Source organism: Lacticaseibacillus salsurae, assembly GCF_045862175.1.
Taxonomy (GTDB): Bacteria; Bacillota; Bacilli; order Lactobacillales; family Lactobacillaceae; genus Lacticaseibacillus; species Lacticaseibacillus salsurae.
Map to the genome: position 1 here is coordinate 29900 of NZ_BAAFZI010000008.1, position 14576 is coordinate 44475.

17 protein-coding genes are annotated in these 14576 nt (G+C 48.4%); 3 read left to right on the forward strand and 14 right to left on the reverse strand.

Features of this window, described 5'->3' with window-relative positions; all coding sequences use genetic code 11:
• Positions 1 to 13 precede the first annotated feature (13 nt).
• Complete coding sequence (locus tag ACKTSG_RS04430; protein ID WP_407892340.1) at positions 14 to 721, forward strand: MIP/aquaporin family protein; 708 nt, start codon at positions 14 to 16, stop codon at positions 719 to 721.
• 49 nt (positions 722 to 770) lie between these two features.
• On the opposite strand, the gene ACKTSG_RS04435 is transcribed toward ACKTSG_RS04430, so the two are convergent.
• Positions 771 to 1244: a GNAT family N-acetyltransferase gene (locus ACKTSG_RS04435; RefSeq protein WP_407892342.1), complete on the reverse strand. Its 474-nt coding sequence runs from the start codon at positions 1242 to 1244 to the stop codon at positions 771 to 773.
• A 119-nt stretch (positions 1245 to 1363) separates the two neighbouring features.
• On the opposite strand from ACKTSG_RS04435, the gene ACKTSG_RS04440 reads away from it, so the two are divergent.
• Positions 1364 to 1900, forward strand: coding sequence for a GNAT family N-acetyltransferase (locus ACKTSG_RS04440; protein ID WP_407892344.1), 537 nt, complete (start codon positions 1364 to 1366; stop codon positions 1898 to 1900).
• Between the two features lie 85 nt (positions 1901 to 1985).
• On the opposite strand, the gene ACKTSG_RS04445 is transcribed toward ACKTSG_RS04440, so the two are convergent.
• From ACKTSG_RS04445 to ACKTSG_RS04465, 5 genes are all read right to left on the reverse strand, one after another.
• Complete coding sequence (locus tag ACKTSG_RS04445) at positions 1986 to 2570, reverse strand: Tim44 domain-containing protein (protein WP_407892346.1); 585 nt, start codon at positions 2568 to 2570, stop codon at positions 1986 to 1988.
• A complete protein-coding gene (locus ACKTSG_RS04450; protein ID WP_407892348.1) occupies positions 2563 to 2904 on the reverse strand; it encodes a thioredoxin family protein in 342 nt (113 codons plus the stop codon). The genes ACKTSG_RS04445 and ACKTSG_RS04450 overlap by 8 nt, the downstream gene beginning before the upstream one ends.
• 146 nt (positions 2905 to 3050) lie before the next feature.
• On the reverse strand, positions 3051 to 3722 hold the full coding sequence (locus ACKTSG_RS04455) for a hypothetical protein (RefSeq protein ID WP_407892350.1): 672 nt from the start codon (positions 3720 to 3722) through the stop codon (positions 3051 to 3053).
• A 95-nt stretch (positions 3723 to 3817) separates the two neighbouring features.
• The gene (locus ACKTSG_RS04460) at positions 3818 to 4510 is read right to left on the reverse strand and encodes a 2,3-diphosphoglycerate-dependent phosphoglycerate mutase (RefSeq protein ID WP_407892352.1); all 693 of its coding nucleotides are present in this window, start codon (positions 4508 to 4510) and stop codon (positions 3818 to 3820) included.
• A gap of 283 nt (positions 4511 to 4793) precedes the next feature.
• On the reverse strand, positions 4794 to 4976 hold the full coding sequence (locus ACKTSG_RS04465; RefSeq protein WP_407892354.1) for a hypothetical protein: 183 nt from the start codon (positions 4974 to 4976) through the stop codon (positions 4794 to 4796).
• Between the two features lie 263 nt (positions 4977 to 5239).
• Here ACKTSG_RS04465 and ACKTSG_RS04470 point away from each other — a divergent pair, with 263 nt between their 5' ends.
• Positions 5240 to 5443, forward strand: coding sequence for a hypothetical protein (locus ACKTSG_RS04470; protein WP_407892356.1), 204 nt, complete (start codon positions 5240 to 5242; stop codon positions 5441 to 5443).
• A gap of 154 nt (positions 5444 to 5597) precedes the next feature.
• Here ACKTSG_RS04470 and ACKTSG_RS04475 read toward each other — a convergent pair whose 3' ends face one another.
• The 8 genes from ACKTSG_RS04475 to ACKTSG_RS04510 form a co-directional block, all read right to left on the reverse strand.
• Positions 5598 to 6608, reverse strand: coding sequence for an AI-2E family transporter (locus ACKTSG_RS04475; RefSeq protein WP_407892358.1), 1011 nt, complete (start codon positions 6606 to 6608; stop codon positions 5598 to 5600).
• A 405-nt stretch (positions 6609 to 7013) separates the two neighbouring features.
• Entirely contained in the window at positions 7014 to 7709 is a 696-nt protein-coding gene (locus tag ACKTSG_RS04480; protein WP_407892360.1) for a class A sortase, read from the reverse strand.
• 33 nt (positions 7710 to 7742) lie between these two features.
• On the reverse strand, positions 7743 to 8450 hold the full coding sequence (locus ACKTSG_RS04485) for a sortase family protein (protein WP_407892362.1): 708 nt from the start codon (positions 8448 to 8450) through the stop codon (positions 7743 to 7745).
• A 71-nt stretch (positions 8451 to 8521) separates the two neighbouring features.
• Complete coding sequence (gene sfsA / locus ACKTSG_RS04490; protein ID WP_407892364.1) at positions 8522 to 9247, reverse strand: DNA/RNA nuclease SfsA; 726 nt, start codon at positions 9245 to 9247, stop codon at positions 8522 to 8524.
• 106 nt (positions 9248 to 9353) lie between these two features.
• On the reverse strand, positions 9354 to 9815 hold the full coding sequence (locus ACKTSG_RS04495; protein WP_407892366.1) for a universal stress protein: 462 nt from the start codon (positions 9813 to 9815) through the stop codon (positions 9354 to 9356).
• 680 nt (positions 9816 to 10495) lie between these two features.
• Positions 10496 to 11755: a carboxylate--amine ligase gene (locus tag ACKTSG_RS04500; RefSeq protein WP_407892368.1), complete on the reverse strand. Its 1260-nt coding sequence runs from the start codon at positions 11753 to 11755 to the stop codon at positions 10496 to 10498.
• 826 nt (positions 11756 to 12581) lie between these two features.
• A complete protein-coding gene (locus ACKTSG_RS04505; protein WP_407892370.1) occupies positions 12582 to 13673 on the reverse strand; it encodes a metallophosphoesterase family protein in 1092 nt (363 codons plus the stop codon).
• Positions 13674 to 13687: 14 nt separating this feature from the next.
• Positions 13688 to 14572 carry a 1,4-dihydroxy-2-naphthoate polyprenyltransferase gene (locus ACKTSG_RS04510; RefSeq protein ID WP_407892372.1) on the reverse strand — a complete coding sequence of 295 codons (885 nt, stop codon included), beginning with the start codon at positions 14570 to 14572 and terminating at the stop codon, positions 13688 to 13690.
• Positions 14573 to 14576: the final 4 nt, after the last annotated feature.

Sequence of the window (14576 nt, forward strand, 5' to 3'; positions counted from 1 at the left end):
GGAGGAGACCGTCATGAACGGATTTTTAGGTGAATTTCTCGGCACCATGGTGTTGATCGTTTTTGGGGTCGGCAGCGGGGCTGGCAACAGCCTTAAAGGCACCTACTCCAATAAACAAAACTGGACCTTTATTTCCTTGGCCTGGGGTTTGGCCGTGACTTTTGGGGTGTATGTTGCTGGCCAATTTGGCGCAGCAGGTCATTTGAACCCAGCCGTGACCTTGGGCTTTGCAGCATTTGGCTTTTTCCCATGGCATGAAGTGCTCCCTTATTTGCTAGGGCAATTCTTAGGCGCATTTGTCGGTGCGGTGATCGTCATGATTCAATATTACCCACATTTCAAAGCCGCCAAAACGCCGCAAGAAGGCAATAACGTGGGCATTTTTGCCACTGGACCGGCAATTGCTAATCCATTGTTCAACTTTTTAAGCGAAACCATTGCCACGTTCTTCTTTATCTTCACGTTGTTGAACCTAGGCGATTTCACCAAAGGGTTGAAGCCATTGATCGTCGGTTTGTTGATCACCGTCGTTGGCCAAACACTTGGTGGGACCACTGGGTTCGCCATCAACCCAGCGCGTGATTTTGCGCCAAGGTTGGCTTATTCGATTTTACCAGTGCCAAACAAGTCTGACGCCAATTGGGGTTACGCTTGGGTGCCGATTTGCGGGCCGATCGCCGGCGGGTTGTTAGCTGGCGCTTTGCAAGCCTTGTTAGTTTAAGCCTAGCCAAATGAAAAGTCGTCTCCGCTTGGAGGCGACTTTTTTTGCGTTACAGGGTTTTGACGAAGAAATGATCCATCGTGGTGTGCGGGCCAGCATGCATCGGACCAGCCAGCGGCGTCCAATGGGTATGGGTGTAAAGCTGGATCGCCGCTTGCAAATTGTGATGGGTCTCTAAATACAATTGGGTGTAGCCCGCTGCTTTAGCACCAGCTTCAACTTGGGCCATCAATTGATGGGCTGCGCCGTGTCCGCGCGTTTCCGGATTGACGTAGAGTTTTTGCAATTCAGCGGTGTCGCCTTGATATTCGGCAAACCCGCACCCCGCCAACACTTGATCCAAGTCGTCGACCAACACCCAATAGCCGCGCTTGGTATTGGCGGTGTAAAAGCCGTAAAGATCATCTAATTGCGGATCATAATACGCCGTGCCTGGCTGATCCAGCTCAGCGGCTTTCAAACAACTGCGGATCAACGCAGCAACGGCTTGATTATCTTTAGCTTCCATACGACGAATGGGCATGCAGTCACGAGCTTTCTGTGAAAATGTTTCACCAAATTTTAATTTCCATTCTCGCATAATGGTGTCAGATGTCAATGGCTATGCTACACTTAGCCTATCTTTCAAGAAGAAGGCTGACTATGTTTACTTACCGAATCGATGATGAAATATCTTTGGCACTCCCACAACCACACGTTGATGCTGCCCCGCTGTTTGCTTTGATCGATCAAGATCGGGAAACTTTAGGCGCATTCTTGCCTTGGGTCGCAAACGTTAACTGCATCGAAGATGAAACCGAAAACTTGACGGCAGACCTTAAACGCATTGCTTCAGGAGTAAGCTTGAACGCCGTGATCCATTATGGGGATGCCGTCGCTGGCATGATCAGCTTTAACCACTTGGATCATTTGAATCATCAAGCTGACATCGGCTACTGGCTCGGTACTGAATTTCAAGGCTTAAACGTCATGCACCGCGCAGTTTCTGGGATGTGTGCGTTAGGGTTTGTCGATTATGATCTGAATCGTTTAGTGATCCGCGCCGCCATCGACAATGTTCCTTCCAATCACGTCGCCCAAAAAGCTGGTTTCACCTTAGAAGCGCGTTTGCGCGAAGCAGCGTTGCTGGCAGATGGATATCATGATGAAAACCAATATGCCCGGCTTAAAAATGACTAACAAAATTCCAAACTGATGTCAAAAGACCTTTGCCAAGCAGCGCCTAGAAATTCTAGGGGCTACTCGACAAAGGTCTTTTATTTGCTCACCATGCCGAAATATCAGTCACCAACAAACGGCCATCTTCGGCATAAGCCAGCGACCACACTTCCGTAAAGCGCGTGATCAACGCATCATCGCGCGTGGCCGCATTTGCTCGCGGCGTCCGACTTTCGATTGTGAAATAGGTTTTGGATTGGGCAGTGACCACCACTTTTGGGTGTTCCGCGTCGCCTTGGCCACTTTGCGTATCGACGATCACCAAGCCGTCCATGTGCAATGTTTTGCCGGCATGCGCCCATTGCTCAAGTTGGTGTTGCAGGCGATGCAAGCAAGCGGCGGTGGCGTGTTGGGCTAAAGCGTCAAGGTCTTGATCCAAGCGCGCCGTTTGCACTTGATAAAATAGCGTCGAAAATTGTTCCGCCAACTGTTCATCGATCGGCGATACTGCGATCCCCCGCGCCGGTTTATCGCTGTTTTGAGCACTGCGCCGCCACCAAAGCCAAATCACCAATAAGATCACGACGACCAACACACCGCTGCCACCTAAGCTGCTAAAGCGACCGCGCATCAACATGCGCCGACCCATCATGCGGGTAATGCGTCCCATGCCCATTGCGATTTCAAACATTGGCCGCCACCTCCTGTTGAGCATGATCGAGCAACGCTTGCACGCGGCTAGCTGGTTGCGCTCCAAAAAAGTGGCCGATGATCTGTCCATTTTGCTTCACCAAAACAGTCGGCGCACTTTTGACGCCAATGGCTTCAGCGACTCGGAAATCTTGATTGATCGACAGCGCCACAAAGCGGATGGCGTGATTTTCTGGCAGCTGAGCTAAGTGCGTCAACACCGCATCCATGCGCTCACATCCAGGACAAAAATCCATCCGAAAATCGACCACTACGATCCCAGTAGCAGTTGCTTTGGCATAATCTTGATCATGGATCAGCTGAATTTTGGACATGGCAGTCGCTTCCTTCATCTTTTAGTTTACCCCGGAAAGAAGTGGTCTGCCAGTCAGCATGCGTAAACTTTCGTGCGTTTTTAAGTTTCTTAGGAATTGTTGCTAACTCAGTCAAAAAGCACCTGCCTCAGCAGATGCCTTCCCCCTTATTCATACCGTTCATACGCACAAAAAGCTTGATACCCTTTGGCTTGTGCTTGCGCCAAAGTCATCGCTTGGGCGCCGCCGTAACGTTGCAACCCACGGCAATTAGGATCTTTGTGATAGCGTCCAGGGATCGCGGCGCTGACGTAAACCGTTTCACTTTGGGCCGTATCTGGTACTGGCGCATAATCATAATGCGGCGTGCTTGGCGCTTGGGCTGGCCGTGGATCTGAATACGCGCCTGCTTGGTGAGTGGCTTCGACGCTGGCACTGGCGGCTTGGCTTTCAGATGCGGCGATGCGATCAGTTTCAGCTTGACTAGCTGATGACGCACTAGCAGCCGATTCACGACTAGCGACTGATTCGCTTTCGGCAATAGACTCACTTTCAGCGGATTCACTACTGGCAATTGAGTCGCTTTGGGCATCGGCGTCGCTATCGTCTATAAATTCATCATCAACGTCATCAGAATCATCATCTTGGGTGTCGTCAGCTAAACTTGAATCATCCGCATAACTCGCCGCGTCTGCTGCTTTGATCCCTAATACCATAAACAAACTCCCCAATAGCAAAATGATCACAGCGACTCGTTTCATTTTCCCTTGTTTGGTCACTAACAGCGGAATGCCAACGATGATGCAAACCGTCATCAACGCTAAATATAACAATGCCATGAACAATATTCCTCCAAGATTATATTCATAATTAAAAAAAACACGCCTGCAATTAAGCAGACGTGGCATCTGGCTCAAAGAGTCAAATTATTGAATTACTTGCCAAGCTTAGTCTTGTCTTGAACTTCCAACTTGTCGTTGAAAGTGTAGACAACAGGTTCGCCGGTAGCCATTTCCAAGTTGATGATATCTTCGTCAGAAATGTTTTCGATGTACTTAGTCAAAGCGCGCAAGGAGTTACCATGAGCGGCGATGATGACGTTCTTGCCGGCTAACAAGTCAGGGGCAATATGGTCTTCCCAGAAAGGAATAACGCGTTCGAGGGTAACTTTAAGGTTTTCACCACCTGGCACGATGCGTGGGTCCAAGTTGGCGTAACGACGGTCTTGGGCTGCAGAGCCTTCGTCGTCGGCGCTCAATAATGGTGGCAAAGTGTCGTAAGAACGACGCCAGATATGAACTTGTTCGTCGCCCCACTTTTTAGCAGCTTCAGCCTTGTTTTGGCCTTGTAAAGCGCCGTAGTGGCGTTCGTTCAAGCGCCAAGTCTTGGTTTCAGGAACCCAAAGTTGATCGGATTCTTCAAGTGCAAAATGCAACGTCTTGATCGCACGGGTCAAAACAGAAGTGTACGCTTGGTCGAATTCAAGGCCAGCTTCTTTGATCTTACGACCAGCTGCCTTTGCTTCTTCAACACCTTTGTCGCTTAAGTTAACGTCGACCCAGCCAGTGAACTGGTTAGACAAATTCCATTCACTTTGACCGTGACGGATAAGCACTAATTTAGCCATCTAGAGATTACCTCGCTTAATATTTTTAGTATCATCTTATGATACCGCATTTCTGAAAAAAAACATAGTTGAATGTCCCTCCTACGATGAGATGATTCAACTCGAAAATCCAGTGTTTCATGCGCTTGTGGTGCAATACTTCATCTTTAGAATTAAATTTCGTTCGGAAGATTTGGAGAGTTCTTATTTTTAACTTGGGTGGTTTCAGAGCTTTTTGGCCATCTTATTTGAAATCTTAGCTTCGTCCGTGCAAAAAAAATAAGCACTAGGCTTATTTTGAACTTTATTCTGCGGCCAAGAGTTCTACCGCTTTGCGAACTTGTTCATCTTTCAGGAGATTCTGAACAGCCTTTTTAGCTTGCGTTTGCTTTTCACGGATAGAAGTATGCTGGGCATCATTTATGGAAATTTCATCAATTTGGTTAAGCACACTTTGACTCCAATCCATCTTAATCTCTTGTGACATTATTTTGCCCTCCTAATCCGTATATTCACGAAATACTGCAATGCTCAAATCGTTAAATTGTTGCTGTTGATCCATTTCAAAAAACTTAACAAATCGGGTCACATTCATCTCGGCCCCTCCCGTGCAACGTATGTTCACTATAACATGCCACGTCTTGTCAGTCTAATCTCAACACACACAATAAAAAATTTGCTATGATGTAAGCGGACACGGTACAATATTTCGGATACCCGACGTAAATGTACCCATGTCAGGAGGTTGCTATGCGCAAGTTTTACATCGCGGTCACGACGATTTTCGTCCTCAGTGTCATTTACTTCATTGTTTACGTGAATTCCATGACCTTACAAACTTTAGTGGACACATCAACATTATGGGGCGGCATTCATATCGCCGCAGACTTTGGCCTGTTTGGCGGCGGGATCACGTTGATCTTGAAATTCGTCAGCATTTTACGCAAACACTAAGCTGATGCCTGGTGATGGTGAGTTTTTTGGTGCAACAACTCACAACTTTATCCACTTTTGCACCAAATGATGAAGATCTGGCGTTTCATTTCTGAAAGTTATCCCCAGATAAAACGAAAGCCTGCGTTATCCACAGTGGACAACGCAGGCTTTTTTAGTCGTCTTCGATTTTTTTGACGCCGATGATATCTAACAAGAAGGTGAAAATCGGGATCCCGACGATCAACCCCCAAGTCCCAAACAGCTCTTCGCCTAGCAACAGCACCACAAAAGTGAAAAATGCAGGCAACTTGGTACGACTGGACATGAATTTAGGATTAAGCACATATGCTTCCAACGCGTGGATCGCCAAGATCATGATGATGATGGTGATGACGCCTTGCATGCCATCGACTGTAAAGGCAATGATCGCCAGTGGGATCGTGGAAATAAACGCGCCAGCTACTGGGATCAGCGACAAGATGAACACCATCAACGCTAACGTGGGGATGTTCGGCATTTTCATAAAGATCAAGGTGATGGTCGTGATCGTGGTGTTCACAAAAGCGATCACGATCTGCGCTTCGATCACCACCCCGAAGGTATCGATGAATTTATCGGCAAAGAACTTCAGGTCGGCAAAATACCAGCCGAATGGCGAACGCAAGAACATGTTCCCAAATTTCTTTAAGGAATCGATTTCCACCGTGAAGAAGAAACTGAGTAGCAGCGACAACAAGAAGGTCACACCCATGGCACCGATGGAGCCGACATATTCCAAAATACCGCCGAGCCACTTTTGAATTTGCGTTTTCAAATTCATTTGGTCGATGGACTTGAGCACCCATTGGATCGTGGTGTTATGCTCAAAGCTCCCGGAATTGTAGAAGTCTAACACCGAATTAAATGAGCTAACTGATTGTTTGACGATTTCTGGCACGTACTGCACTGCCGCATAACTGACACCGGCAATGATCAACAGATACAACGGCGCAACGACCACCACCGCAGGGACATGGACGTATTTGCGCACCAAGTTGATCGCGCGCGTCACCAAGAAGGCAAAGATGAACGTCAACAAAATAGTGCTCATAATGCTGCGCGCCAACCACAACACCAACACCACCGTTGCCAATACTACCCCACGGCGTACCGGTGTGTTGCGCAGAAACTTTTCGTATGTCATCTGAACCCTCCTTATCGGATTTTATTATACCATTGACCGCGCTGATCCTGAAAAATCCAGCACCGTTGTCGCAATACCTGTTTCGAAGACCACAACTCAACAGCTTTAGCAGCGGTAGCAGCCTCTTGTATTTAGACACAAAAATAGCAATGCTCTGGCAGGAGCATCGCCATCTGTGCACCACTTAGGTGATCTTTTCTCTGTCTATATTTTACCACGCTTAAAAGCACTTGCAACGTCAACTGCTTAAGACGACAACACGGCGGCATATACGCTCCTCCCCCAACGTGAACCACCTTTCAAAATCATCTAACGAACTAAAAAAGGCTTCTGTCAAAGAGATCTCCGGTTTACGGGATCTGATTGACAAGAGCCTTTTACTCCGGCCTTTGATTCAACAATAGATCAGTCAAAGACTTTCAAAGCGGATTTGGTGGCATCCGTGGTTTGCGTTAAGTTGCCTTGCACAATGATCCGATTGGTTTCGCCTTCTGTTGGCGACGCACACGTGACCAAGGTGACCAGCTTTTTGCCGGCGACATCATTGATCCATTGGACTTGCGTTTCATCAACAGTGGTTTTGGTCGTGACCGTGTACGTGTAGACTTTTGACATATCGGTCAAATACAATTTGTCTCCGACTTGGACGTTTTTCAATGGCGAAAACAAAATGCCTTGGTTGGTCATGTAGTGTCCGGCTAAGGCGTAGTTGCCTTGACCCATCACTTGATCTGGCTTCATGGTGCCGCCGCCTGTGGACAAGTTCTCATTGGACAAGCCTTTTAGGATCGGCAAGCGCATGTTGACAGCTGGGATCGCGATCTTCCCAATGGCATTGCGGTAATTGGCTGTCGTGGCGGCTTTGGCGACGTGTTGGACGTCAAGGGCTTTAACCGACTTGAAATCAAAATTGCCTTCAGATTTCTCATTTTTTTTGACTGATTTCACGTCGATGGTTTGCATCGTGCGCTGGGATAAGTGATCGACCACAAATAACTTGATCTGTTCATTAAATACCAACGCCAATCCGACCAACAAGCCGATGGTCAATAACACGCGCACTAGCCACACGCGGCCTTTGTTTGCTTTATGCTTCGCCATATGAAACCTCCGAATAACCTTATTTTACCTGATTCAGTGCGCAAATACGATCAATTTATCGGTTGCATTCACGGAACTTTGTAACACGATGCGCTCCGTCGTACCACGCGCGGTGATGCTTGGATACAAGTCAACGCCAGCTTTGGTGTAGCCCAGCGGGTTCACCACTGCCAGTTTGTCCACATGGTAAACGAACGCGCGGTTGTTGGCGTCAGTTACTTTGATCGCACTGCCGATCTTCAAGAGCTTATTTTGGACGAAAACGCCTGGGTTATGCCCAATAAACTCAGTGTTTTGATGATCAGTCCCAGAAAAGATGACATTTCCGCCCCAAGTTTGCGCCGTGAGGGCTGGCGCTTTGGTGACAGCCATGCTGCCTTTAATATAAGGCACTGCCGATTGCAAAAAGTAGATCATATTGGCGCGTTGTTTCAACGCCGAATTCGCGACAACGTTCAACGTCAAAGTTTTCGTCGCCACTGATTTATCAGTCGCGGCAACTTTCACCCCGATGGTCAAGCGCTGTGGCGCCGCCAATACTGGCGCGGCAGTGGTCAACGTGACGGATTGGATCTTGTTACTGGCATAATTGGTTTTAACTAAGCTTTTCAAATTCAACGGGACATCGACTTTAGACGTAATGCTGGTGCTGGTGATCTTCACCGCCGCCGCAACTGGCCGCGCTTGAAAACCAACGATCCCCCCAATGATCAACATTAACCCCAAGATTACTTTCTTCATGGTGAACACTCCCTTATCACCACTTTGCCACCACTTACATTATACAAGTGGCAGCCAATGAAACGCAACTTTTAACCTGGGTCAATTTCTTTAAAAGACAGATTTTCATCAAACAAAATCGGCGCCGCCAAGTCGATATGTTCAGGCCCGACATCACAGCCGATGGCCAACACTTGCACACCCGCCGCTTTGGCATTCGTGATCGCCGGTGCCAGCTCAGCAAAGCGGTCTTTATAGATCGTCATGTCGGCAATTTTCGGCAGTTGCACCACAAAAATCAAGTAACTGGCAAACCCTGCTTGTTGTGCCAAGGTCAAGGTGTGCACATGTTTTAACCCGCGGGTAGTCGGGGCGTCTGGAAACGCCGCATGTGCGCCATTGGCTAGCGTCACCCCTTTGGTTTCGGCAAACCACTGCCGGCCATTAGCATCAACGCCGGCAAAATCTAGCCGCGAATCGCGCCAAGTGGTTTCTGGATGCACCACTAGCGGTTCTTGCAAGCCTGGTAACACCAAACTGCCATCCCGCAACGCGGCGTTGACCACCCGATTCGGCGCAAGGCTGTCGATATTGATCCAACGCCCATCGCGTGCCACCGCCAAAATGTCAAAAGGCGTTTTACGCTCAGGGTTGGCCGCTTTTTTGATGCTGATGTCATGGCCTGGCACCAACAATTCTTTATTGCGACCAGTGTTTGATAAATGCGCCAACACCGTTTCGCCATGTAGCGCCACTTCCACGGTGAAGCGACTGATGCGCTTGATCACTTGGCCGATCTCAACTTGTTGATACTGCATGCTTGCCTCCATTCCAAAAGCAAACGCCTTGGAACCGCGATCCAATAACGAATCGTGACCCCAAGGCGCCTTAAAATCGCTTGATGTCTTCGCTGGTTGATAACGATCAGCGGACGATGATGACGCTGGCTTCAGCTTCGCGGACGATTTCACCAGCAACATGGCCGATGTGTAACTTCCCGCGCCGAATGTGTGACCCTAAAATGATCAAATCCGGCTTGAATGCCGGCAAGATCTCGTCTAAGATCACATGCGCCGGTTTGCCTTCACCGATCAAAGGCTGCACATCTTGGGCGCCAAAGGCTTGGGCTTTTTCCACATAGGTATTTAAATGCGATGCAATATCGCTGCGCCGGCTACTTAACAAGTCAGGTGACAGAGATTGATAAATATTTAAGTCACCAGTTTCCAAAACCGACACAATGCCTAACGGGATCGCATAGATCTTGGCCAGCGTGCAAGCATAGTTGAATGCTTTGCGCGAGGAGTCGTCGTCATCGTCGTCGACCGCCAGCAATAAGCGGTTGTAGTGCATGGATTCAACTTCAAAGTCTTCTTCAGTCGCCATGGTGATGCCTCCTATTTTAGGTTGTCCTAACAAATATCATTATACCCGCCTGTACCACGAAAATGCAAGAGCTTACACCGCTGCGTCCAGGCGCTTCGAGTTGGGCGCCCGGGCGTTTGAATTTGGGACTCCGGTTGGTTGGGCCGACATGGTGAGGGTCCTCGGCAAAGCTAGCCGGGATGTCTCGCGACGCTCCCCACCCGCCGGATCTTTCCCTGCGGCTTGCCGTAAGCGATAAATCGCTAACGGCAATCTCACGATGTCGGCCCAACCAACCTCCGCTCCAAATTCAAACGCCCTACGATTCCGACGCCGCCTGCAACGTGACAGCACTGTGACGGGGGTCGTCACTAGTATGCATAACCTACTAGTGCAAATCAGCTCGATCAATGATAACTGCCCGCCCAGAAAAACTAAAAGCTTAAACTTCTCAAGTCGTAAAATATCCCGCGCTATCAACTACTACCACTAACGGAGAAAAGCTGCAGGCGGAGGCAAAAAGCGCGGAGGCGGGCTGGTCATCAGCCGTGGGGGTCTTAGCGGTTTACCGCTTAGAGCCCAGCGAGAAGGAGATCCACTCGCGGTTTTTGCGAGTTAGCTCCGACGAGCGCCATGGCGTTCCATGACCAGCCCGCCGGAGCGCTTTTTGCCGTAGCCCGCAGGTTTTCGTGCCGAGTCGATTAAGCGTCGCCTTTGTTTTCGGCGAAGAACTGCTTGTAGCGGCCGATGTAGTTGTGGAACATATACTTCATCAAAACCCAACGCTTCAAGGACATGTCCTTGTTGTAAAATACCGTCGTGCCATAGCGGCCGGCTTTTAACAACTGCAAAGCTTGTTGCTTGTATTCATTGTCCTTGGCGTAAGTCTTGAACACAGAGTTGGGTACGCCTAGCCACAACTGATGCTTGGTCGCATCTTGGTTGCCATAAACCGTTGGCGCGTCAGCGAGTTCACCAGTAATGTAGTCTTTAACTGGCCATTGTGCCAAGTTGTAGCCATTCAACGTGACAAAAAAGCTTGAGCGGCCTTGGCGAATGTTGATTTCAAATAACTTGAAGCTGTGATCGCGTTCATCGTACTTCATGTCAAAGTTGGCAAAACCGGTGAACTTGATGGCTTCCAAGAACTTTTGCATGCGGTCGTATAAATCTTGGTTATATTCTGGGATGATCGCCACATAATTGCCGATCGCAGCTGGTGTTGGGTCTTCCAATAACGGATGGCCCAAGCACATCATTTTGACTTTGTGGTTTTGATCCACATAGGCGTTTAACACGCGCATATGCGAGTCATCACCTGGCACGAAATCTTGCAAGATCAAATCGCTGGTGTAGCCATTGTCATAGATCTTGGCAATGATGGTGTTGAGTTCGACTTGTGAGTGAATGGTGAAGGCTTTCTTGCGGCCTTCAAAATGGATCAACAACCATTCCACTGAGTTGGTCGGCTTTAATGCCACTGGAAAAGCAAACGGCGTGGAGATCTGCGCGTCTGATTCATACATGGCTTTGGTAATGATCTTGGTTTTAGGATACGGCAGATCATATTCGTCACACACTTGATAAAAGCTTTCCTTAGAGTTCAGGCGCTTTAATAAGTCATAGTCCACATAAGGGCAGATGAAAGTTTTTTCCAATTCTGGTTTGTGCTTGGATACCAGTTCTGCATAGCCATCCCCACATGCGATCAAGATCACCTTACCGGCTTGATCTTGATACTGTTTGGCGATCTCATTCATGTGTTCGATGAAAGTGGGGTCGGAATCGAAATCCGGGATCAAATGCACATTTACGATTTTGGAAAAGCGCGTCGGTGCTAATTGCACTTTGGCATAAACATCGACAACTTGCCCAGTGAGCTCGTGAAACGAACGCGCCATTCCGTACACATTCATGTCACTGCCTAACAGCACTGGGGTAAAACTTTGATTCTCTGACATCTTTTCAGTCTCCTACTCATTTCGCCATATGACGGTTTCATGACGAATTATAACACAGCCAAGGTTTTGCTCAAAAAAACGCCGCAACTCACCGCGTTAGCGACGCATTCTTAACTTAAATTTTACTGATGGCAGTGATTTTCAGGCGCAGGCTTTCAGATCCTTGGAAGCCATTGATTGAAGTCACAAAAATAGGCTTCAAATCGTATACTTAACGATTCGAAGCCCTTAGGTTAAGGATGAATATGAAGTGACTGCGTTATTATCTAGAATGTTACTTTACCTTTGCTTTCTGAAGCTATTCACTTGTACGAAACCGACGAGTGTTTAGTTACTTGATGTGGCCATTTAACCTGGCTCAGTTTGGTGACAATTGGCACCTGAGAACATCTATTGGAAACTCATGGTTTCGCTTGGATCGTAAAGTCTTGTTATTAGACTTGCGCCTCCATGTTATTCAGATACTGTTACGATGGAACTGTGTTACTGACACGGAATCTACCTTTATGGTGCTTGGTGGAACTGTTCGTTACTGGTGGTGCTGAGTTAAGACCGTACTCTAATCGTTGTGTTGAACTGCATGTTGCACTTTCGAGCAGGTACATGGAACTTAATGCTGATACTTGGCTTTCATATCCCTTCCTTAACCTTGACTAAAGTATATCATCGTCCAAACGGTTTTGCAAGCGCTTCCTAGAAATTTATTTCGTTATTTTTTGACGCCGGCCTTTCTTCAGACAAACCCATGTGGGACAAGGCTTTGCGCATCAAAAAACCGCCGATAACGGACTCATCGACGGAAAAAAAGTTTGGGCTTAACGTTTTTTTAATAAGCAAAGACGCGTTTAGGTGTGGCGGCCCCATAACCGAAGATCCGCAAGCGCCGCGCGTTGGTATCCACAGAGATCACATACCCAGCATACTCACTAGGATCATTGATCCGGCGGTGCCACTTGCGGTTGTAACGCGTGGTCAAGCCGTGGCTCCAGCCCATCAGCGCCGAATTGTTCAACAAGCTGTAATGGATGCCGTTGACAGAAAAGTCTTCTTCCACATGCCAATGTCCAGCCACATAAGCGATGATCTTGCCAGCATTAGCGGAAAAATCAAAACTGACCAACCCGCCAAAATCTGGATGATTGCCACAATTCAACACGCCTTTAAGGCCTTCATTGAATGCCCGCAACAGTTCATGCAACGGCTTGGCGTTATAGCGCAAACCAGGTTTGTTGGGCCGCGTCATCGCCGGCGCATGGGCTAAGATCAAAACATCGCGATCATCGGCGCCTTTAAGCGCATCAGCCAATTCTTGCAGTTGCGCCGCGGTAACGGCGAGATTTTTCTTGATATCGTAATTCTTGCGCCCGGCAATCCATTTTACCGGCACATCTGACGTGTTTAACGTGATCACGCGCACGTTGCCATGATCAAAGACACTTAAGCCATGGCGAGACACACTAGGGCCGCCGACTTGCTGGGCCATTTTTTCCCAAACCAAGTCATGATAGACCCACGGATGAAACGATCCGGCAAAGCGGCGATTCTTCTCGGCATATTTGTCATTATCATCATGATTGCCGCGCGCGATCACAAATGGCACACTGTCAGCGGCATAATCATTGATCATGTTGCGCAAGCGCCACATCGTCAGCACTGCCGGTTCTGAGCCGTCGACCATGTCGCCTAAATGCACGCGCCAGTCGATAGGCAGTTCATTGGTGAGCCAATGCTGTTCTTGCACATGCCAATAACCGTTCGGACCATAAAAAGTGCGCGACAGCTGAGTGCGATCATGCGTATCAGTGATCACCGCCAAGTTTAAAGCTGCCCCAGTAATTTGTGGGCCAACGGTTTGGGCGAATTGTTCCAAATCGCGTTTAGCAAACCGTCGAATCGAGATATTGTGCAAATAATGCATGGAATCCTCCTATCTCACGCCACGATCACCCCGATGCCAAAACCAACCGTCAAGCTGAGCAAAATCAGCAACAAATTCGACACAATCAACTTGAAGGTTTTGGTTTTGACTGGCTGTTGGGCAAACGCACGCGTGTTACGCCATACTGGGATCGCTGCAGCCAGGCTGAGCAAACACGGCCAAGGCAACATTTTGAAAAGCACAGCGATCACGACCAGAATAAAGCCGCCTGCATATAACCCAAACAATCCGATCATCGCGCGGCGTCTGCCTAAATAATACACGATTGTGCGCCGCTTGAGGACAATATCTTCATCAAAATCCGCAATATTATTCGCCAACAGCAATGCGGCGATGGCACATTGCGCCAAGCCGCTGGCGATAAACACTGAAACTAGCGGCAATTGTTGCGCATTGATCCACACTGCGATCAGCCAGATCACAAACCCCATCGTGAAACCGGAGAAGAATTCACCAAACGGGGTACCGGAAATCGGACGCGGCCCGCCGGCATAACCATACCCCACTGCAAAACTGAATAACCCTAATACCATCACAGGCCAGCCGCAGCGGATCGTTAGCCATACCCCGATAGCCCCAGACACCACCATGAAGCTAACGATCAATTGCCAAATGAGGTGCGGATCCAAATGCCGTCTGCCAATGATATTGGTTTTTTGGCGGAAACTGTCAGAATCGCTGCGCTTGAAGTCTTGATAATTATCATTGGCATCCACCGCCATGTTAAACAACAACATTGCCACAAAAAAGCCTACCAGCGCCACCAGATCCAAGCGTTGCGTATGCCACCAAGCGTACAAGGTGCCAAGCAAACACGGAAATACCGACGCGGCTTTGGCTTTCAATTCAACTAATTCAATAAAATCTGCTCGACTCATCCTA